General features: G+C 45.0%; 18 protein-coding genes and 1 pseudogene. 13 read left to right on the forward strand and 6 right to left on the reverse strand.

Going from position 1 to position 16,437, the window contains the following annotated elements; genetic code table 11:
• Nucleotides 1-17: 17 nt before the first annotated feature.
• Genes AC6I5A_RS11850 through AC6I5A_RS11860 form a run of 3 tightly spaced genes read right to left on the reverse strand, consistent with a single transcriptional unit; the run spans nt 18 to nt 2,597 of the window.
• A complete protein-coding gene (locus AC6I5A_RS11850) occupies nt 18-857 on the reverse strand; it encodes a metal ABC transporter permease (RefSeq protein ID WP_497900711.1) in 840 nt (279 codons plus the stop codon).
• The gene (locus AC6I5A_RS11855) at nt 841-1,674 is read right to left on the reverse strand and encodes a metal ABC transporter ATP-binding protein (protein WP_497900714.1); all 834 of its coding nucleotides are present in this window, start codon (nt 1,672-1,674) and stop codon (nt 841-843) included. Before AC6I5A_RS11855 ends, AC6I5A_RS11850 begins: the two co-directional genes overlap by 17 nt.
• 2 nt (nt 1,675-1,676) lie before the next feature.
• Nucleotides 1,677-2,597 carry a metal ABC transporter substrate-binding protein gene (locus tag AC6I5A_RS11860; protein WP_034616148.1) on the reverse strand — a complete coding sequence of 307 codons (921 nt, stop codon included), beginning with the start codon at nt 2,595-2,597 and terminating at the stop codon, nt 1,677-1,679.
• 244 nt (nt 2,598-2,841) lie between these two features.
• Between AC6I5A_RS11860 and AC6I5A_RS11865 the strand changes: the two genes are divergently transcribed.
• A complete protein-coding gene (locus AC6I5A_RS11865) occupies nt 2,842-3,276 on the forward strand; it encodes a transcriptional repressor (protein WP_052168066.1) in 435 nt (144 codons plus the stop codon).
• Between the two features lie 276 nt (nt 3,277-3,552).
• Nucleotides 3,553-3,969, forward strand: coding sequence for a metal-dependent transcriptional regulator (locus AC6I5A_RS11870; RefSeq protein WP_034616249.1), 417 nt, complete (start codon nt 3,553-3,555; stop codon nt 3,967-3,969).
• A 16-nt stretch (nt 3,970-3,985) separates the two neighbouring features.
• On the opposite strand, the gene AC6I5A_RS11875 is transcribed toward AC6I5A_RS11870, so the two are convergent.
• The 3 genes from AC6I5A_RS11875 to AC6I5A_RS11885 are packed head-to-tail and all read right to left on the reverse strand — an operon-like array spanning nt 3,986 to nt 6,410.
• Nucleotides 3,986-5,386 (reverse strand): nucleoside recognition domain-containing protein, encoded by a 1,401-nt coding sequence (locus tag AC6I5A_RS11875; RefSeq protein ID WP_034616154.1) that lies wholly within the window; start codon nt 5,384-5,386, stop codon nt 3,986-3,988.
• Entirely contained in the window at nt 5,374-6,147 is a 774-nt protein-coding gene (locus AC6I5A_RS11880) for a FeoB small GTPase domain-containing protein (protein WP_034616157.1), read from the reverse strand. The genes AC6I5A_RS11875 and AC6I5A_RS11880 overlap by 13 nt, the downstream gene beginning before the upstream one ends.
• Nucleotides 6,144-6,410 (reverse strand): FeoA family protein, encoded by a 267-nt coding sequence (locus AC6I5A_RS11885; protein WP_034616160.1) that lies wholly within the window; start codon nt 6,408-6,410, stop codon nt 6,144-6,146. Before AC6I5A_RS11885 ends, AC6I5A_RS11880 begins: the two co-directional genes overlap by 4 nt.
• A gap of 309 nt (nt 6,411-6,719) precedes the next feature.
• Between AC6I5A_RS11885 and AC6I5A_RS11890 the strand changes: the two genes are divergently transcribed.
• The 11 genes and pseudogenes from AC6I5A_RS11890 (at nt 6,720) to hisIE (ending at nt 16,404) form a co-directional block, all read left to right on the forward strand.
• Nucleotides 6,720-7,649: a 3'-5' exoribonuclease YhaM family protein gene (locus tag AC6I5A_RS11890; protein WP_034616163.1), complete on the forward strand. Its 930-nt coding sequence runs from the start codon at nt 6,720-6,722 to the stop codon at nt 7,647-7,649.
• Nucleotides 7,650-7,730: 81 nt separating this feature from the next.
• Nucleotides 7,731-8,033, forward strand: a complete 303-nt coding sequence (locus tag AC6I5A_RS11895; protein ID WP_034616167.1) for a YerC/YecD family TrpR-related protein — start codon at nt 7,731-7,733, stop codon at nt 8,031-8,033.
• A 38-nt stretch (nt 8,034-8,071) separates the two neighbouring features.
• Nucleotides 8,072-9,223: an ATP phosphoribosyltransferase regulatory subunit gene (hisZ, locus tag AC6I5A_RS11900; protein WP_034616170.1), complete on the forward strand. Its 1,152-nt coding sequence runs from the start codon at nt 8,072-8,074 to the stop codon at nt 9,221-9,223.
• Between the two features lie 445 nt (nt 9,224-9,668).
• Nucleotides 9,669-10,748 (forward strand): 6-phosphofructokinase, encoded by a 1,080-nt coding sequence (locus AC6I5A_RS11905; protein WP_034616173.1) that lies wholly within the window; start codon nt 9,669-9,671, stop codon nt 10,746-10,748.
• A 190-nt stretch (nt 10,749-10,938) separates the two neighbouring features.
• A complete protein-coding gene (gene hisG, locus AC6I5A_RS11910) occupies nt 10,939-11,619 on the forward strand; it encodes an ATP phosphoribosyltransferase (RefSeq protein ID WP_034616176.1) in 681 nt (226 codons plus the stop codon).
• A gap of 36 nt (nt 11,620-11,655) precedes the next feature.
• Nucleotides 11,656-12,933: a histidinol dehydrogenase gene (gene hisD, locus AC6I5A_RS11915; RefSeq protein ID WP_034616179.1), complete on the forward strand. Its 1,278-nt coding sequence runs from the start codon at nt 11,656-11,658 to the stop codon at nt 12,931-12,933.
• Between the two features lie 33 nt (nt 12,934-12,966).
• Entirely contained in the window at nt 12,967-14,052 is a 1,086-nt protein-coding gene (gene hisC / locus AC6I5A_RS11920; protein ID WP_497900712.1) for a histidinol-phosphate transaminase, read from the forward strand.
• Nucleotides 14,053-14,075: 23 nt separating this feature from the next.
• Nucleotides 14,076-14,666: an imidazoleglycerol-phosphate dehydratase HisB gene (gene hisB, locus AC6I5A_RS11925; RefSeq protein WP_497900715.1), complete on the forward strand. Its 591-nt coding sequence runs from the start codon at nt 14,076-14,078 to the stop codon at nt 14,664-14,666.
• Between the two features lies 1 nt (nt 14,667).
• Nucleotides 14,668-14,754, forward strand: a pseudogene (hisH, locus tag AC6I5A_RS11930) (imidazole glycerol phosphate synthase subunit HisH); the annotation flags it as partial.
• Between the two features lie 96 nt (nt 14,755-14,850).
• Entirely contained in the window at nt 14,851-15,600 is a 750-nt protein-coding gene (gene hisA / locus AC6I5A_RS11935; RefSeq protein ID WP_034616254.1) for a 1-(5-phosphoribosyl)-5-[(5-phosphoribosylamino)methylideneamino]imidazole-4-carboxamide isomerase, read from the forward strand.
• Between the two features lie 132 nt (nt 15,601-15,732).
• Complete coding sequence (gene hisIE, locus AC6I5A_RS11940) at nt 15,733-16,404, forward strand: bifunctional phosphoribosyl-AMP cyclohydrolase/phosphoribosyl-ATP diphosphatase HisIE (protein WP_052168067.1); 672 nt, start codon at nt 15,733-15,735, stop codon at nt 16,402-16,404.
• The last annotated feature ends 33 nt before the right edge of the window (nt 16,405-16,437 follow it).

The following is a 16,437-nucleotide window of genomic DNA, read 5'->3' on the forward strand; positions in this document are numbered from 1 at the left end:
AAGAATCCGTGTTGGTTTCAGCTCAGTCGTAACTTCCCAATAAAAGTTATTACAAAAAATGCTGAGGAGATCAGCACTATCGTTGCCCCGGTAGCTGTTCCCCAAAAATAAGATAAGATTAGCCCGGATACTCCGGAGAGAAGAGCAATCAAGACAGAGTATACGTGGTATTGCCGCATGTTTTTTGCAATATTTCGCGAAGAAGCAGCCGGCAAAATCAGGAGGGAGCTAATGATGAGTATGCCGACCCATTGAATAGAAATTGTCACGATAACCGCCATAAGCATGCTAAATAAATACTCATAAAGTCGAACATTAATCCCTCGGCTACGTGCTAAAGAAGGGTTCATACTGGCCAGAAGAATTCGATTAAAAATAACGATCCAGAAAGCAATCACCAGTACAAAGACAATGCTTAGTGTTAATAAATCTGTTTGATTAATACTTAACAAATCACCAATAAGATAAACCGAGTATTTGCTGAATCCGCCGTTGCGAGAAAGTATGACTATGCCAAGTGCTACCGCCGTAGAAGAAAATACCCCAATTATTGTATCGGTAGAAGCCGTATTTGCTTCTTTGACAACTAGAATGGCAATTGTAATCAACACTGAAAAGAAGAGCATAGACCAAATAGGATTTTTAATGCCCAATATAACTCCAATGGCAATCCCTGTTAGGGCGGAATGCCCCAACGAATCAGAAAAGAAGGCCATTTTGTTATTAACAATCATTGTACCAAGCAATCCGAAAATGGGGGTTACCAATAAAACCCCCAGGAGCGCATTCCTCATAAACTCATGCTGTACCCAACCGAAAGGCAGCAATAAGTCCATCAGACTATACCAAAAATGCATTATCCACCCTATCCTTCTCGTTTCTAAGATAACGATTCGACCAATCTAAACCAAATGCCTGGATTACTTTTTCATTACTGAATACTTCCTGGGGAGGTCCGCCGCATTCAATCGTCTTATTATTGACAAAGGCTACACTATCAGCATACTCCCCTACTAAATTCAAGTCATGAGAAACCAGGATTATGGATAAGTCGTAGTTATTCCGAAGAATAGAAACTGTTTTATAAAAAAACTCTAAACCTCTCTGGTCAATACCTGATACGGGTTCATCCAGAAGTAAGAGGTGAGGAATTGGATCAAGGGCGAGGGCGAGTAAAACTCTTTGTAACTCCCCTCCGGATAAGGCGCCTAAGCGTTTATTGATTAAGTGGTCCGCCTGAGTGCGGGCTAGAGTTTCTCGAACATGTTGACGTATTTTTTTAGGATAAGTAAACCAGATAGGTATCTTAGTGTGGGCAGCTGCAAATATGTCAAGGACACTTGTTGGGGAACTTGAATCGAGCTCAAGCCTTTGTGGGACATAACCCATAGACGGTTTTGTTGTTCCTTCGTTCTTGGCATCAAGAAATTGAAGTTCTCCAGTATGGGGGATCTCACCTAAGATTGCCTTAAGAAGCGTGCTTTTTCCGGCACCGTTAGGACCGATAATCGCCGTCAAATCTCCACAGTGAATGTGGAGATTGACGTTTCGTAATATTTCTGTACCGCCACGTGAAACTCCAAAGTTGGTAATTTTGGTACAACAAAGTCCAGACTGACAGGATGTCCCTTGTCGACTATGATTACATTTCGGTTGTATCATGTTCAAGTTCATGTTCATTTCAGCGCCTCTTGTAATGTTCTAAGATTGAGGTCCATAATATTGAGATAGGCATCTGCTTCCATAGGTCCCATTACAACGGGGTCAAGCGTATAAACCTTAGCACTGGTCTCTCTTGCAATTGTCTCAGCCGCTTTAGTTGAATATTGTGGTTCTGCGAAAAGAGCTTTGACCTTCAGACTTTTTACCTTGTCTATTGTCTCAGCCAATTCTTTGGCACTGGGTTCTGAACCCGGTTCACGTTCAATTACCCCGGCTATGTTGAAGTTGAATTCTTTCGCGAAATAGGGAAATGCTTCATGGAAGGTCACGATATCACGGCTTTTTATGCCGTTCAAGGCCAGATGCATTTTAGCTCTTTGTGCTTCTAACTTTTTGATATACATATTGGTGTTTTCTTGATATTTTGTGGCATTATTGGGGTCTAATAAAGCAAGTTGATCTCCGATATTCTGCACCTGCCTGATAGCATTAGAGATACTTACCCAGACATGAGGATTATCGCCTTCATTCCCATCTCCTTTAATTAGTTCGATTCCTTTACTGGCCTCAACTATTTTTAAATTCGGCATTTGGTTCGTAATCTTAGCCATGAAGGATTCCATGCCTGCTCCATTGGTGATGAGGATTTTTGCTTCCTCAAGATTTTTCATGTCATCAGGAGTTACTGCATAATCATGAAGGCATCCTGCCGTGGGCTTAGTCATATCAATCACGTTGACATTAGGGATGTCCTTGGCAACGTTCAAAGTAAATATATACATTGGATAGAATGAAGCAGCGATTGTCATCGTTTTTGAACTTGAGTTATGAGTTGGACTGATTGTAACCTGGGATTCGTTATTAGTACTGCACCCGCTTACCACCAATAAGCCTAATAGCACCAGGCAAAGAAGTTTAACTGACTTTGAATTCAAAAAACTACCTTCCCCCCATTTAAAAATTTGCAAACGCCATGCATTTGCATTACAATCAGATTATATTCTATTCTTTATAATTGTCAATTATTATTTACCGTATTAATCATCGAATAGAGTGAAATCCAGACTAATACAATTAGATGGTTGATTGCTCGACAAGTTTTAACGGACCAAAGATTGCTTAAATATTTAAAAAGATTAAAATAGATTTATTGAGTACTGAACTATCAAGAATTAAGGGATGATCTTGTTGGAAGAAAACACTAACTATACGGAAATCCTGAAGCGTGAAGGGATGAAAAGTACCAGGCATAGAAATGCTATCCTACTTCTCCTGGAACAATCTGAACAGCCAATGACAGCAGAGGAACTCTATATATCGTTAAGAAAAAAGACTGCTTCAATAAATTTGTCCACGGTCTATAGGACGCTGGATGCATTTGTCTCTAAAAACCTGGTTATAAAATCAGCTATGGATGATGGCAAAGCACGGTATGAACTAAACCATCATGAGCATAAACATCATCTTTATTGCGTTGGTTGCCATAAGGTGATTTCCATTGAAGACTGCCCTATGGGAGAACTTCAGGATATCTTGAAAAAGAAGATAGATTTCGACGTGACTGGACATAAGCTGGAGATATACGGATATTGTCATAATTGCAAAATGGTTTAATTTAACAAGGAGTCAGTCCAGCCGTTGGTTCATCAAGCAAACAAAACAAGAGCATTAGACATACTTCTGAAACATAGTATAAATTATTATTTCCAATCTATCCAGTAATCTAATTACTTTATGGTTATTATTTCTTATTCAACTGCACAGTTCGAAATAGCCTCTGGTTTATGGTTGCAATTAAGTCGGTAGAGGGTCTAGAGGGAAAGCATATGCGTACAATATTATTAACAGTCCTCAAAAACATAAAAAACCTGATAAGGAGCGGCAATGACGATTCTCACCCCCAGTTTAGAAGACTACTTGGAAGAGTTATACCGGTTTTCGCTATCTTCAGATTCCGTCCGAGTGACTGATCTTAGTCATAAACTGGCGGTTTCTTTACCTTCGGTTACAAAAGCTTTGCATAAACTCAATAAGAGTGAGTTTATTTCCTATCAACGCTACGGTGAGATCATCCTCACAGAAAAAGGGAAACAACGCGGTGATTTCTTAGTTAAACGCAACCGATTGTTACAGGAATTTCTTATTCTGATCGGAACTGACTGTGATATTACTGCAGAAGCGGAGGCTATGGAACATTATCTTTCAGACGCTACGATCTGCTCGATCCAAGCCATAGTCACTTTCCTGAATAATAACCCGGAGTGGCATAAGGTTTTACTGGAGAACATTTTGCCTCCAGTAAAATAAGCGGAAATACTGCTTGCTAGACCAAGCCAAAGAGCCGTACCACTTGGGTGAAAATAAAACAGACACTTAATCCAACCAGCGTCGGAATCAGAAAAGAGAGAAAGACCCATTTCTTACTGCCGGATTCCTTGTAGATCGTCAGCAAAGTTGTAGCACAAGGCCAATGCAGCAAGGAAAACAGCATGACATTTATCGCCGTCAGCCAGGTCCATCCGTTATTTACCAAGACCATTCTCAGTTCTTCCAAACCGGCATACTCCTGGAGGCTGCCGGTAGAGAGATAACTCATTATGAGAATCGGTAAGACGATCTCATTTGCCGGCAGTCCCAGAATAAAGGCCATCAGGATAATCCCATCCAGGCCAATTAAGTGCCCCAGCGGATTTAGAGCATGAGCAACAGTGGTAATAATGCTTTGATCCCCAATATAAATATTCCCCAGAATCCAGATCACTCCGCCGGCAGGAGCGGCTACTATCATTGCCCGTCTTAAAACAAATATGGTACGCTCGATTATGGAACGATAGATTACCGCACCAATCTGAGGTCGTCGGTAAGACGGCAATTCCAGGACAAGGGATGAGGGTTCACCCTTTAAAATTGTCATAGACAGGAGCCAGGAGACTAACAAAGTAACCCCTATACCCAACATAATTATTAAGGTAATAACCAGCGCATTGATCAATCCTGAATAGGCTGCAATAGTATAGCCAATAAAAACAGAGGTAATAGCTATCAATGTTGGAAATCTCCCATTGCATGGAACAAAAACATTGGTCAAAATCGCGATCAAGCGTTCGCGGGGAGAGTCAATAATTCTGCAGGAAGTAACTCCGGCGGCATTACACCCGAACCCCATACACATGGTCAGGCTCTGTTTGCCGCAGGCTTTGGCTTTTTTGAAAATATGATCCAGGTTAAAAGCAATACGAGGGAGATATCCGGAATCTTCTAAAAGCGTAAACAGGGGAAAAAAGATGGCCATCGGGGGCAACATAACGGCGACAACCCAGGCTAATGTCCGATAGACTCCCAGAACAAGAACTCCATGTACCCAAGCAGGGGCACCGATCCATTGGAACCAGAGCGTGAGCTGGTCCTGGAAAGCAAAGAGCCAGGTGGCGAGGAAGCTGGAAGGAATGTTCGCCCCTTCTATGGTTATCCAAAAGACGATAACCAATAATAGCAGCATAAGCGGATAGCCAAACCACTTGGAAGTTACCAGGTCATCCAGCCTTTGATCAAAAAGACAACGTTTGTTCTCTTTTTTAGAGAGAACATGCTTAGTGATCTGTTCTGCATTTCCATAGATATCGGCAACGATCTGATCGCTGAAAGAATAGGGATAAGACCTTCGGACACCTTCGGCCTTGCACCACACTTCGCTTAAACTTTTTACAGGCCTTATTGCGCGCATTTTGCCCCCTCCCAACCTCGGCTGATACCAAGAAAACTGTTTAAACTATCCAGGAAACTGCTATCTCCGTCCAATAGTCGTAAGGCAAGCCAGCGGGGGGAAAAAGTGTTGTCGGCGAGAGATCCCACCAAGGGCAGTAATTGTTTTACGGCCTTTTCCACTTCAGGTGAATAGGCGATTTGGCGGGGTTTTGTCTGCAAAGCACCAGAGGCAACTTGAAGTATTTTCTCTTGAAGTTCTGGAAGTCCCTTTCCTTGGCGAGCAGCAGCAGCGACTACCGGTACTCCCAATTCGCGCTCTAAAGAAGGTACATCGATCATAATATTTTTCTTCCGGGCCTCATCCATGAGATTTAGGCAGATAATAACTTTTGGAGTTATTTCAAAAACCTGGAGAGCCAAGTTGAGATTCCTCTCCAGGCAAGTCGCATCAAGGACAACCACTGTCACATCCGGCGAGGCGAAACACAGAAAGTCTCTGGCAATTTGTTCCTCTACTGTATGGGCTAATAAGGAATAAGTACCCGGTAAATCGACAAGCAAAAAGGATTTCTGTTGAAATTGGAAGCTCCCTTGGGCATTATCCACTGTTTTACCAGGCCAATTACCCGTATGCTGATGCAGCCCAGTAAGAGCATTAAAAATCGTACTCTTCCCAACGTTTGGATTTCCTGCCAAAGCAACGCCGAACTGGCCGGTTGCTAAGGAAATACCAAAACGATCTTGCCATAACACTCTCTTTTGCTTCACAGAAAAATTCATACATTTTCCTCTCCATTCCATAACTTTCTAACTAAGATTTGGGCAGCGTCTTCACTTCTCAAGGCAACGAGTGTTTCCCTGACCAGATAAGCAGTCGGGTCACCGGAAGGACCTCGTCGAATACAGTGGATCAACGTTCCAGGGACGATTCCCAAGTCGAGAATTCGTCGCCGCAGTAGTCCACTCAATTCCAAGGATACGATCTGACAGACAGAACCCGGAGATAAGTCTGCTAACAGATCGATTCGTTCTGCGTCCTTCATAATTATGTGCCCCCTTTTGGTTATTGGGTGTAAATTCACTTTTTAAGCGATAGGTTAGCCACGGCTAACTTTCGATAAAGTTAAGTTTGAATATGTTATGTCGGGGAGATTTTTTTGCTACCCACAGGCGTATACTTTCTATAAGTTAACAAATCGGAAGTATGATTTTTAGGTCTCTGATTGAACTATGATATAATTATTGAGGTTAGCTGTCGCCAGAGTGATAGGGGTTGATACCATAAAAAATGTTCAAATTCGCTTTTGTTAAGATTATAAACAATGCAGTAAATGAAAGGAAGAATTTATGATATGCTGAAAGATTGTAAAGCCGGGGAACGGTTCGAGGGAACTGTCCTGGTCAATGAATGGAAAGAAGTTCGCTTCCGGCAAAAGCCTGGAGCATATCTCTCCTTGACGTGCCAGGATTGTTCGGGAATGATCCAGGGGAAAATGTGGAACTATGACCCAAAAGTCCTTGGATGGCTAAATGATCAGGACATTTTTTGTGTCAAAGGGGTTGCTTCTGAATACCGTGGTACACTTGATCTTACGGTTGAAACAATCCGGATGATTCCTCAGGAAGAGGTGGATTTATCCGACCTTTTGCCGAGTTCTCCGGTTACCGTGGAGGAGTTGGAAAATCGCTTAAAAGTCCTTTCGGATAAGATTACGCAACCTGAACTTAAAGCCCTCCTGGAACAGTTTCTATTCCACCCGGTATGGGGACCGGCTTATCGGCAGGCTCCGGCAGCCATGAAAATCCATCAAGCCTATCTGCGCGGGCTTTGGGAGCACAGTGTTAGAGTGGCTGAGATTGCAGAGGGGATTGCCGGGCATTATCCAAAAATGGACTGTGATTTAGTCATAACAGGTGCGCTTTTGCATGATATTGGTAAGATCGGGGAGTATTCATATTCCAGAGGAATTAAAGTGACAACCGAAGGGCGACTTCTGGGGCACATTATCTTAGGGATCGAATTATTAACCGAGGAGATGGCGAAAATTCCGGACTTTCCACGTGAGTTGCGATCCAAGTTACTTCATATCATTACAAGTCACCATGGAAAATATGAGTGGCAATCCCCAAAAAGACCCAAGTTAATGGAAGCGTTGGTGATCCACTATGCAGATGTCATGGATGCCGAACTTTTCCATTTTGAGCAAGCAAAAGAGAATCATCCAAAGGATGAATGGTCTCCGTATATCCCCAGTATGGAGCGTTATCTTTATTTGAAATAGCCTTCGCGAAAGGCTCTTGACAGAAGAACTACGCTTTAATATATTAAAGGAAGGAAGTAACCTTTTTCAAGGAGGAAAACTATGTTTAGCGATGAGCGTTTACAGAATCCGTTAACGGATGCCTTATTTGAAGCAGTTTTATTGCTAAAAGACAAAGAAGAGTGTTATCGGTTCTTTGAAGATATTGCGACAATAGCAGAAATTAAAGCTCTGGCCCAGCGTCTGGAAGTTGCCAAAATGTTGCAGAGGAATGAAACCTACACGGCTATTGGGGATGTGACAGGAGTGAGTACGGCAACGATCAGCCGAGTTAAGCGTTGTTTAAATTTTGGAGCGGATGGGTATCAACTGATCTTAAAGCGTTTGCAAGAGCAAAATGTTTAGGTACTTGATTATGTCAATATAGAAGGAGCAGAATTATATTGCTAAGAACAAATCTAGGACAACGTATACCGGAGGGTATGCGCGATTTACTCCCGGAAGAAGTCGCCGTGCAGGAGCGCTTAGAGAATGATATTCTTGCGCTTTTTCGTCAGTGGTCTTATAAGAAAGTGTTGACTCCGACCCTTGAATTTTGCGCATGTGTTCAACCGGATATCGAGCAAGACAACTTATTATACAAATTTTTTGACCGGGAAGGACGTATTCTAGCCTTGCGACCAGAGCTGACGATGCCGATAGCACGCCTGGTCAGTACACGTATGCGCGGGGCGGATTTACCGCTTCGTCTGTGTTACAGTGCGGATGTCTATCGGAATACTATGGTTAGGCATAGAGAGTTCCGCCAAGTGGGCGTAGAACTCATCGGTTCTGACCAGGAACTGGCTGATGCAGAGGTGATTGCCCTCGCTGTGCAAGCTATTGCGGGTTTAGGTTTGAAAAACTATCAGTTTAACCTTGGGCATATGGGGATCTTTTCAGGACTCATGTTGGAAGCGGGGGTTAATGAGGGGATGCAAGCCAAGCTGGAAGAAGCGTTAGCTCGCAAAGACATGGTTGGCGTGGAAAGCTGGGTAAGTCTTAGCGGGTTACCTGAACGTGTTCAGGAGCTATTACTGCGTTTACCTCATTTTCACGGAGGAGAAGAAATTCTTGATGAAGTCCTCCTCTGGAGTGAACGGTCAGCGATTAGGGAAGCTGTGGAGAGTTTAAGGCGAATTTATCGGTATTTGCACGATTTTGGAGTTCAAGCAAATGTCGCACTGGATTTAGGCATTCTACGTGGTTTTTCCTATTATACGGGTGCGGTTTTTGAAGGATATGTTTCAGGAATGGGTTTTCCGGTGGTTGAGGGAGGACGTTATGATACGTTGTACGCCGACTTTGGTGTTCCACAGCCGGCAACCGGGTTTGCTATTCACCTCGGGAACCTGTTAGAACAATTCCCACTTCCCCCTGTGGAGGGAGCCGAAATTTTGGTTTATGGATCCGATGCAGAGAAGATTATTCGCCAATGCCAAGCCTTAAGGGCCACCGGGAAAAGGGTTGAAATGGTACTCGAAACTATGGGAAATGAAGCGGCCCAGTTGATGGCACGGCTCAAGAATATTAAGCAGCTTATGTATGTTGAATAAAGTTGAAGGAAGTTTCTTAGCACGTTCATACACGTTCCATCGCTATTCGCTTGACGCCACTTTTCTAGACGCTCAGTCTATTAGCCCAGTATTTATTTGTATTTCATAAATTGTAAACTACCATTTACCATTTATATTTTCGTTCAAGTGGGAATGCTAGAAATGGAAGTCTTACACATAAAAAGGGTTTCTTAACTCTTTTAGAACCCTTATATAAAAATATAAACAAAATTGCATAAATGTAAACCTATAGTATGACTTAAATTATTTTGTATATTACCGGCAATAAAATGAGTCTAAACTATCAGGGATATTGTTTAAAGAGCATAAACATAATTTATGTGTTTCAACTGCAAAAACCCTTGATTTCCAAGAGCATGGTTAGTCACGGAGCATAAATGAGTAGGCCGGAGGAAGTTTAAATTTAAATTAAGGAGTGTCGTAGATGCGTAAAATTGCAGTACTTACTGGCGGAGGGGACTGCCCGGGGCTTAATGCGGTGATTCGGTCAGTTGTTAAAAGCGCGCACAATTATGGAATAAAAGTGCTCGGAATTAAGGATGGTTATCATGGCGCGGTAGAAGGAGATTTCATGCCCTTGGCGTTAAAGGATGTCTCGGGTATTTTACCGCGTGGCGGTACAATTCTTGGAACAACAAATCGGGACAATCCCTTTGCGTATGAAACGGAAGTAAATGGGAAAGTTCAAATATTAGACCGTTCAGGTGATGTTATCCAGAATTTAAAGGAACGCGATGTGGATACCTTAATTGCTATTGGTGGGGACGGCAGTTTAAATATTGCACTTAAGCTTGAGAACCTGGGACTCAATGTGATCGGAATTCCAAAAACGATTGACAATGATTTGAGGGCCACCGATCAAACCTTTGGCTTTCAGACAGCGGTGGAAACGGCCACGGAGGCGCTTGACCGTCTCCACACCACGGGGGAATCCCATCACCGGGTCATGATTCTCGAAGTAATGGGGCGCTATGCAGGCTGGATAGCTTTGTATGCAGGAGTAGCCGGAGGAGCGGACGTGATCTTAATTCCGGAAATTCCATATAAGCTTGATCGGGTGGTACAAGCCACCCAACATCGGGCAAAAGTAGGGAAGATATTTAGTATCATTGTTGTCGCAGAAGGTGCTAAACCTTTGGGTGGCGATATAGTGATTGAGCGACTGGTCTCGGGACGTTTCGACCCGATTAAGTTGGGAGGTATTGGCGCCAAAATAGGCAATGAACTCGAAGAACAATTTGGGATGGAAACGCGAGTGACGGTGCTTGGCCATCTCCAGCGTGGCGGGTCTCCCAATTCGTATGATCGAGTGCTTTCTTCCCTATACGGTGTTGCCGCGGTTAATGCAGTAATCGAAGAGGAATTTGGGATCATGGTCGCTCTTCGGGGCAGAAATATTGTACGGGTTCCCCTCTATGAAGCAGTCGATAAGCTTAAACTAGTGCCTTTAACCGACCCTTTGCTGATAGCGGCACGTAATCTGGGGATTGAGATGGGAAATTAATTACTTGTATTTAAGAGACAAGCCTAATTGAAGGACTTGTCTTTTTTAACCTTCAGGGGTTGCCAGAATAAAAAGACATTGATATAATAGTAATATATTTTAATACTTTAATTAATTAAAGGAATGAATTGAAAGGAAACACTCATTTATAAGCTGTAATTTTTACGGGATATTGGAAGGGGATAACCTAGTGGAACAAGATTTTTTAACGATTGCGCTGCCTAAAGGAAAGTTACTGATTGACTCCATCCAATTATTGAGTCGGATTGGGATAGAATGCAGCCATGTTAATGAAGATTCCCGAAAGCTCTTCTATGATCTTCAGGATAGTAAGGTCAAAATCATTATTTGCCGCGCCACAGATATTCCAACGTTTGTTGAATATGGGGCTGCAGATCTTGGTGTTGTGGGGAAAGATACCCTTTTGGAAGTGAATAAAGACGTGGCGGAATTACTTGACCTTAAATTCGGATTTTGTCGATTTGTGGTTGCTATGCCGGAGGCTAGTGTCCCACCCAAACTTCCGTGTGGAGACTATGATTTAAGTGGACTGAACCATCAACGAGTAGCCACGAAATTTCCCCGGGTCGCAGAGACTTTCTTTAGTGGGCTGGGCATGCAGGTCCAGCCCATTAAACTTCATGGCAATATTGAGCTTGCTCCGTGCGTTGACCTGGCTGAAATGATCGTGGATATTGTTTCCACTGGGAAAACGCTCAAGGAAAATCGCTTGGTCGAGGTTGCTCCGATTCTGGAAGCGACTTCCCGCTTGATCGCAAACCGTGTGGCCTATCGCTTGAAATACGAGCGAATTAGGGATTTAGTAGAGCGTTTACGTAAGGGCTTGCAAGAGGACGTTTCGTTAAAATAAGCAGCAAGCAGAGCATGAAACAAAGGGTGGAAACTTATGAAGATTGAGAACCTAAGAGACATCGATTTAAACCGTCTCACTCGGAAATCGTACGGAGATGATGCAACCCTGGAGAAGCGTGTTGCAGACATACTCAAGCGTGTCAGGAAGGATGGGGAAGAAGCGGTTTATCAACTGACCGAGGAATTTGATCATATTAACCTGCGCCCAAGCGGTTTGAGGGTGTCGGATGAGGAAATCCAAGGGGCTTATCAAAACGTGAGCAAGGAGTTTTTAGAAGCACTGCGAACGGCGAAGGGAAATATCCTGCGCTATCATGAGAAGCAGAAACGAACCTCCTGGTTGGAACCGGATCAAGATGGGAGTATACTCGGGCAGCTTATTCTTCCGCTTAAACGCGTGGGTATTTACGTACCCGGGGGAACGGCTTCCTATCCATCGTCCGTCCTGATGAACGCCTTGCCTGCTGTGGTAGCAGGAGTAAAAGAAATTGCGATGGTCAGCCCCCCCGGAGCTGATGGTACGCTACGGGCTGAAGTTTTGGTGGCGGCGGCTGAAGCTGGGGTGACCGAAGTTTATAAAGTAGGAGGGGTTCAAGGGATTGGGGTGTTAGCCTATGGGACGGAGACGATCGTTCCTGTGGATAAAATAACCGGGCCGGGGAACATTTATGTTACTCTAGCCAAAAAACATGTTTTTGGAACGGTCGATATTGATATGCTGGCCGGACCGAGTGAGATATTAATCTTAGCAGACAAGAGTGGACACCCGGAAGAAATAGCCGCTGATTTGCTTTCTCAGGCTGAGCATGATCGCCTGGCCTCGGCGATCTTAGTCTCGCCTTCTCGTCAACTCCTTGAGCAGACCTTATCAGAGGTGGAGCGGCAGCTTGAAGACTTACCCCGTGCCGAAATTGCCCGGGTTTCCTTGGAGAATTATGGGGCTGCAATTCTCGTGTCGGATCTCCAGGAAGGTATGGATTTGGTCAACAAAATTGCCCCGGAACACTTTGAACTGGTCGTGCAGGACCCCTATTCCTGGTTAGGGCAAGTTCAAAATGTTGGTGCGGTCTTTCTCGGAAGGTATTCCTCAGAACCAGTAGGAGATTACTTTGCGGGACCAAATCACGTTTTACCGACCGGAGGGACGGCTCGGTTTTACTCTCCCCTTAATGTCGATACGTTCATGAAGAAGGTCAGTGTGATCGGCTATTCGGAAGCAGCCCTGAAAAGGGATGCCAAGCAGATCGCCATCCTCGCCCGCAGCGAAGGATTAGAAGCGCATGCCCGCGCTGTGGAAGTGAGGGTTAAATAAGCCTTGGAGACACAGAGAGGAGAGATAGATAGAGTGGAGCCTATATTAAGTAACCTGGAGAGCTTAGTTCGCCCGGAAGTCCGGCAGCTCGTTCCTTATGAAGCTAAATATCTGCCCCAGTGCATTAAACTCGATGCAAATGAAAATCCTTTTCCCTGGCCGGCGGGAATGCGGGAGGCATTGTACATTGAGGACCTGGCGTTAAACCGCTATCCGGACGGAATGGGTGGGGACCTCAAAATGGCCATAGCGACGTATACGGAAACCTCTCCGGAAGGAATCCTGATCGGTAACGGGTCTGATGAACTGATCCAGCTTATTTTACTCACTTTTGGCGGCTTGGGGAAATCCCTAATTATTCACCCCCCGACGTTCGGGATGTATCAGAATTACGCTCGTTTGACCGACACCACAGTTGTACCTGTTCCCTTGTTAAACGGCTTAGCTTTGGACATAGCGAAGATGTTAGAGGCGGCAAAGTCCCCGGAGGCCCATGTAGTGATCGTTTGTAATCCTAATAACCCCACCGGTTCGCTATTCCCTCAAGAAGGGATTCTTCGATTGGTAAAGGAAAGTGGTAAAATTGTGGTGGTTGACGAGGCTTATGCAGAGTTTTCAGAGGAAACTCTTATTCCCGAGATTGAAAACTTCCCCAACTTAATTATCCTCCGGACGTTCTCTAAATCCTTTGGCATGGCCGGCCTTCGCCTGGGTTATCTACTTGGCCAACCGGAGACCATTGCCCTAATCAACAGGGTGAGGCCGCCGTATAATGTCAATTCGTTCAGTCAAAAGGCGGGGATCCTGGCCTTAGGTTACTTAGGAGAGTATCAGTCGCAAATTCAGCAGATCAAAGCAGAAACACATAAATTGCATGAGGGATTATCTCAAATTCCGGACGTCGTGGTCTATCCGACGCGGGCAAATTTTATTCTCTTTAAGCCAGCTGATCCCGAAGGGTGGGCAGAGGAGTTGTTGAAGAGGGGATTTCTCGTCCGCAACATGGGTGAGCTCCCGGTTCTTGGGAAATGTCTGCGCATTAGTGCGGGGTTACCCGCAGAAAACGAGGGATTCTTACGAGCAATTCGGGAGATCAGCACCGGTTCAACGCGCGACTAAGATTGTTCTTTTGAAAGGGGATCATTACATTGCGAGAAGCCTATATTGAACGGAAAACGAAGGAAACAGAGATCCACGTTCGCTTGAATCTTAACGGAACGGGAGAAGCTCAAGTCGAGACCGGGATTGGCTTTTTTGATCATATGTTAACAGCCTTAGCCCGCTTTGCCTATATCGATCTCATTCTTCAAGCCCGCGGGGATTTAGAGGTGGATGTTCACCATACGATAGAAGATTGTGGTATCGTGTTGGGACTGGCTTTGCGGGAAGCTTGCGGCGATAAGGTGGGGATTGAACGGATCGGGGAGGCTCTTTTTCCCATGGACGAAGCCCTTGTTCAAGTGGCTTTGGATTTCTCCAACCGTGCCTACCTTGTTTGGGCGGTAGATTGCCCGGACGGTATGGTTGGTGAGTTTCCGATCGAGATGGCTGAAGAATTCTTTCGAGCATTAGCGGTCCAGAGCGGACTTACCCTGCATGTCAGGCAACTTTCCGGGAAGAATCGTCATCATATTCTGGAAGCTGCCTTCAAAGGGGTGGGAAGAGCCCTCGGGCTTGCCCTTCGCCAGAACACTCGCTATAGTGGCATACTTTCAACCAAAGGAGTTATATAAATTGATCGGTATTGTAGATTATGGACGGGGAAACTTAAGAAGCGTCGAAAAGGCTTTGGTAAAGGTTGTCGTCTTTCCTGCAGTCGTTGGCAAGGACAATGTTCGGGGGACACAGTAACACCCGGAAAAATCAAGTCCCGGGGGCTTAAAATACTCATAAATTTTGGAAGGTGGGTGAATGACCATGCTGCTCTTTCCGGCAATTGACCTAAAAGAAGGAAAAGCGGTACGCCTGTTACAGGGACGGATGGAGGATTCCACGATTTACGCCGCTAACCCTGTTGATGTGGCCAAGGACTTTGAAAGTCAAGGCGCCGAGTATTTACATATGGTTGATCTAAACGGCGCTTTTACGGGTAAACCGGTCAATGATGAGATAATCCGACGAATTGTCGGGAGTGTTTCTCTGAAAATCCAAGTAGGGGGCGGAATCCGCACGATGGAGCGGATCACGGAGCTTTTAGAGTTAGGAGTTGATCGGGTTATTCTAGGGACAATCGCTGTCAAAAACCCGGAGTTGGTCGCCGAAGCTGCGCGCCGCTACGGGAGACGAGTCATTGTGGGCATTGACGCTAAGGATGGCTTGGTTGCGGTTCAAGGCTGGGCCGAAACGACAGAAATGAGGGCGCTTGACTTAGGTAAGGCCATGAAAATAGTGGGAGTACAGAGTGTGGTTTTTACAGATATTGCCCGGGATGGAATGATGCTGGGCCTTAATCTTGAGAGTACTGTACAGATGGCCCAGGAAACTGGTTTATCCGTGATCGCCTCTGGCGGGATTACTACATTAGATGACCTGCGCAGTGTGCAGACTGAGGTGTTAAAAGGGGTCTCCATTGAAGGAGCTATTACAGGGAAAGCGCTTTATAGCGGGGCCTTTACTTTGAGAGAAGCACTGGAGGCTGCTCACGCTGAGGGGATTGCTGGGGAGTAGTTGACCTAGCGCATAACGTATGATGAGGGCTAGGAGGGGAATGGCATGTTAAGTAAGCCTGTAATTGCCAGTGGTGGGGTAGGAATAGCTTGAACCTCGAACCACGATATGAACTGGAAGGTAGGGATACGTATGGATGCAAATGAAATAGAGGTTTTGGATTTAGCGAAGATCCGCTGGGATTCCCAAGGCCTTGTTCCCGCGATTGTCCAGGATGTGGAGACTAAAGACGTTCTGATGCTCGCTTATATGAACGAAGAGTCCTTGCACCGGACTTTGCTGGAACACAAGGCCTGCTTTTACAGCCGAAGTCGGCAATCCTTGTGGTTGAAAGGGGAAACCTCCGGACATTTCCAAGAGGTCATCGACATAAAATTTGATTGTGATCAGGATGCGCTCCTCCTGACTGTGAAGCAAACCGGGATGGCTTGCCATGAGAATCATTTCTCGTGTTTTCACTATGATTTGACCGGCGCAGGATTTAGGATTACCGGCGAACCGGAAGTAAGGCCGGAGCCTTCCTTGGGGAGAACCTTGGAGTTGTTGTCAGATGTGATTCACTCTCGTAATTTGGAGCGGCCTGAAGGCGCTTATACCACCTATTTGTTCGAAAAAGGAATTGATAAAATCCTCAAAAAGGTCGGGGAGGAAAGCGCGGAAGTTATTATCGCTGCGAAGAATGCTGATCCGGAGGAGATCACCTATGAAGTATCCGATTTGTTCTATCATGTCTTGGTGATGCTGGAAGAGCGTGTGGTTGGGGTTGGGAAGGTGGCTGAGGAGTTGTCGAAGAGACGGAAGTAGGGTGATGTAAGCGACAGACAAGTTGATAGGGGA

This window comes from Desulfosporosinus sp. Tol-M2 (assembly GCF_059735615.1).

Bases quoted from the DNA above. Each gene is read 5' to 3' on its own strand.
- AC6I5A_RS11885 (WP_034616160.1), bottom strand. From the start codon at position 6,410: ATGAAGGACGCAGAACGAATCGATCTGTTAGCAGACTTATCTCCGGGT.
- AC6I5A_RS11875 (WP_034616154.1), bottom strand. From the start codon at position 5,386: ATGCGCGCAATAAGGCCTGTAAAAAGTTTAAGCGAAGTGTGGTGCAAG.
- AC6I5A_RS11850 (WP_497900711.1), bottom strand. From the start codon at position 857: ATGCATTTTTGGTATAGTCTGATGGACTTATTGCTGCCTTTCGGTTGG.
- AC6I5A_RS11890 (WP_034616163.1), top strand. From the start codon at position 6,720: ATGCTGAAAGATTGTAAAGCCGGGGAACGGTTCGAGGGAACTGTCCTG.
- AC6I5A_RS11855 (WP_497900714.1), bottom strand. From the start codon at position 1,674: ATGAACTTGAACATGATACAACCGAAATGTAATCATAGTCGACAAGGG.
- hisA (WP_034616254.1), top strand. From the start codon at position 14,851: ATGCTGCTCTTTCCGGCAATTGACCTAAAAGAAGGAAAAGCGGTACGC.
- AC6I5A_RS11905 (WP_034616173.1), top strand. From the start codon at position 9,669: ATGCGTAAAATTGCAGTACTTACTGGCGGAGGGGACTGCCCGGGGCTT.
- AC6I5A_RS11880 (WP_034616157.1), bottom strand. From the start codon at position 6,147: ATGAATTTTTCTGTGAAGCAAAAGAGAGTGTTATGGCAAGATCGTTTT.
- AC6I5A_RS11865 (WP_052168066.1), top strand. From the start codon at position 2,842: ATGATCTTGTTGGAAGAAAACACTAACTATACGGAAATCCTGAAGCGT.
- hisD (WP_034616179.1), top strand. From the start codon at position 11,656: ATGAAGATTGAGAACCTAAGAGACATCGATTTAAACCGTCTCACTCGG.
- hisIE (WP_052168067.1), top strand. From the start codon at position 15,733: ATGGATGCAAATGAAATAGAGGTTTTGGATTTAGCGAAGATCCGCTGG.
- AC6I5A_RS11895 (WP_034616167.1), top strand. From the start codon at position 7,731: ATGTTTAGCGATGAGCGTTTACAGAATCCGTTAACGGATGCCTTATTT.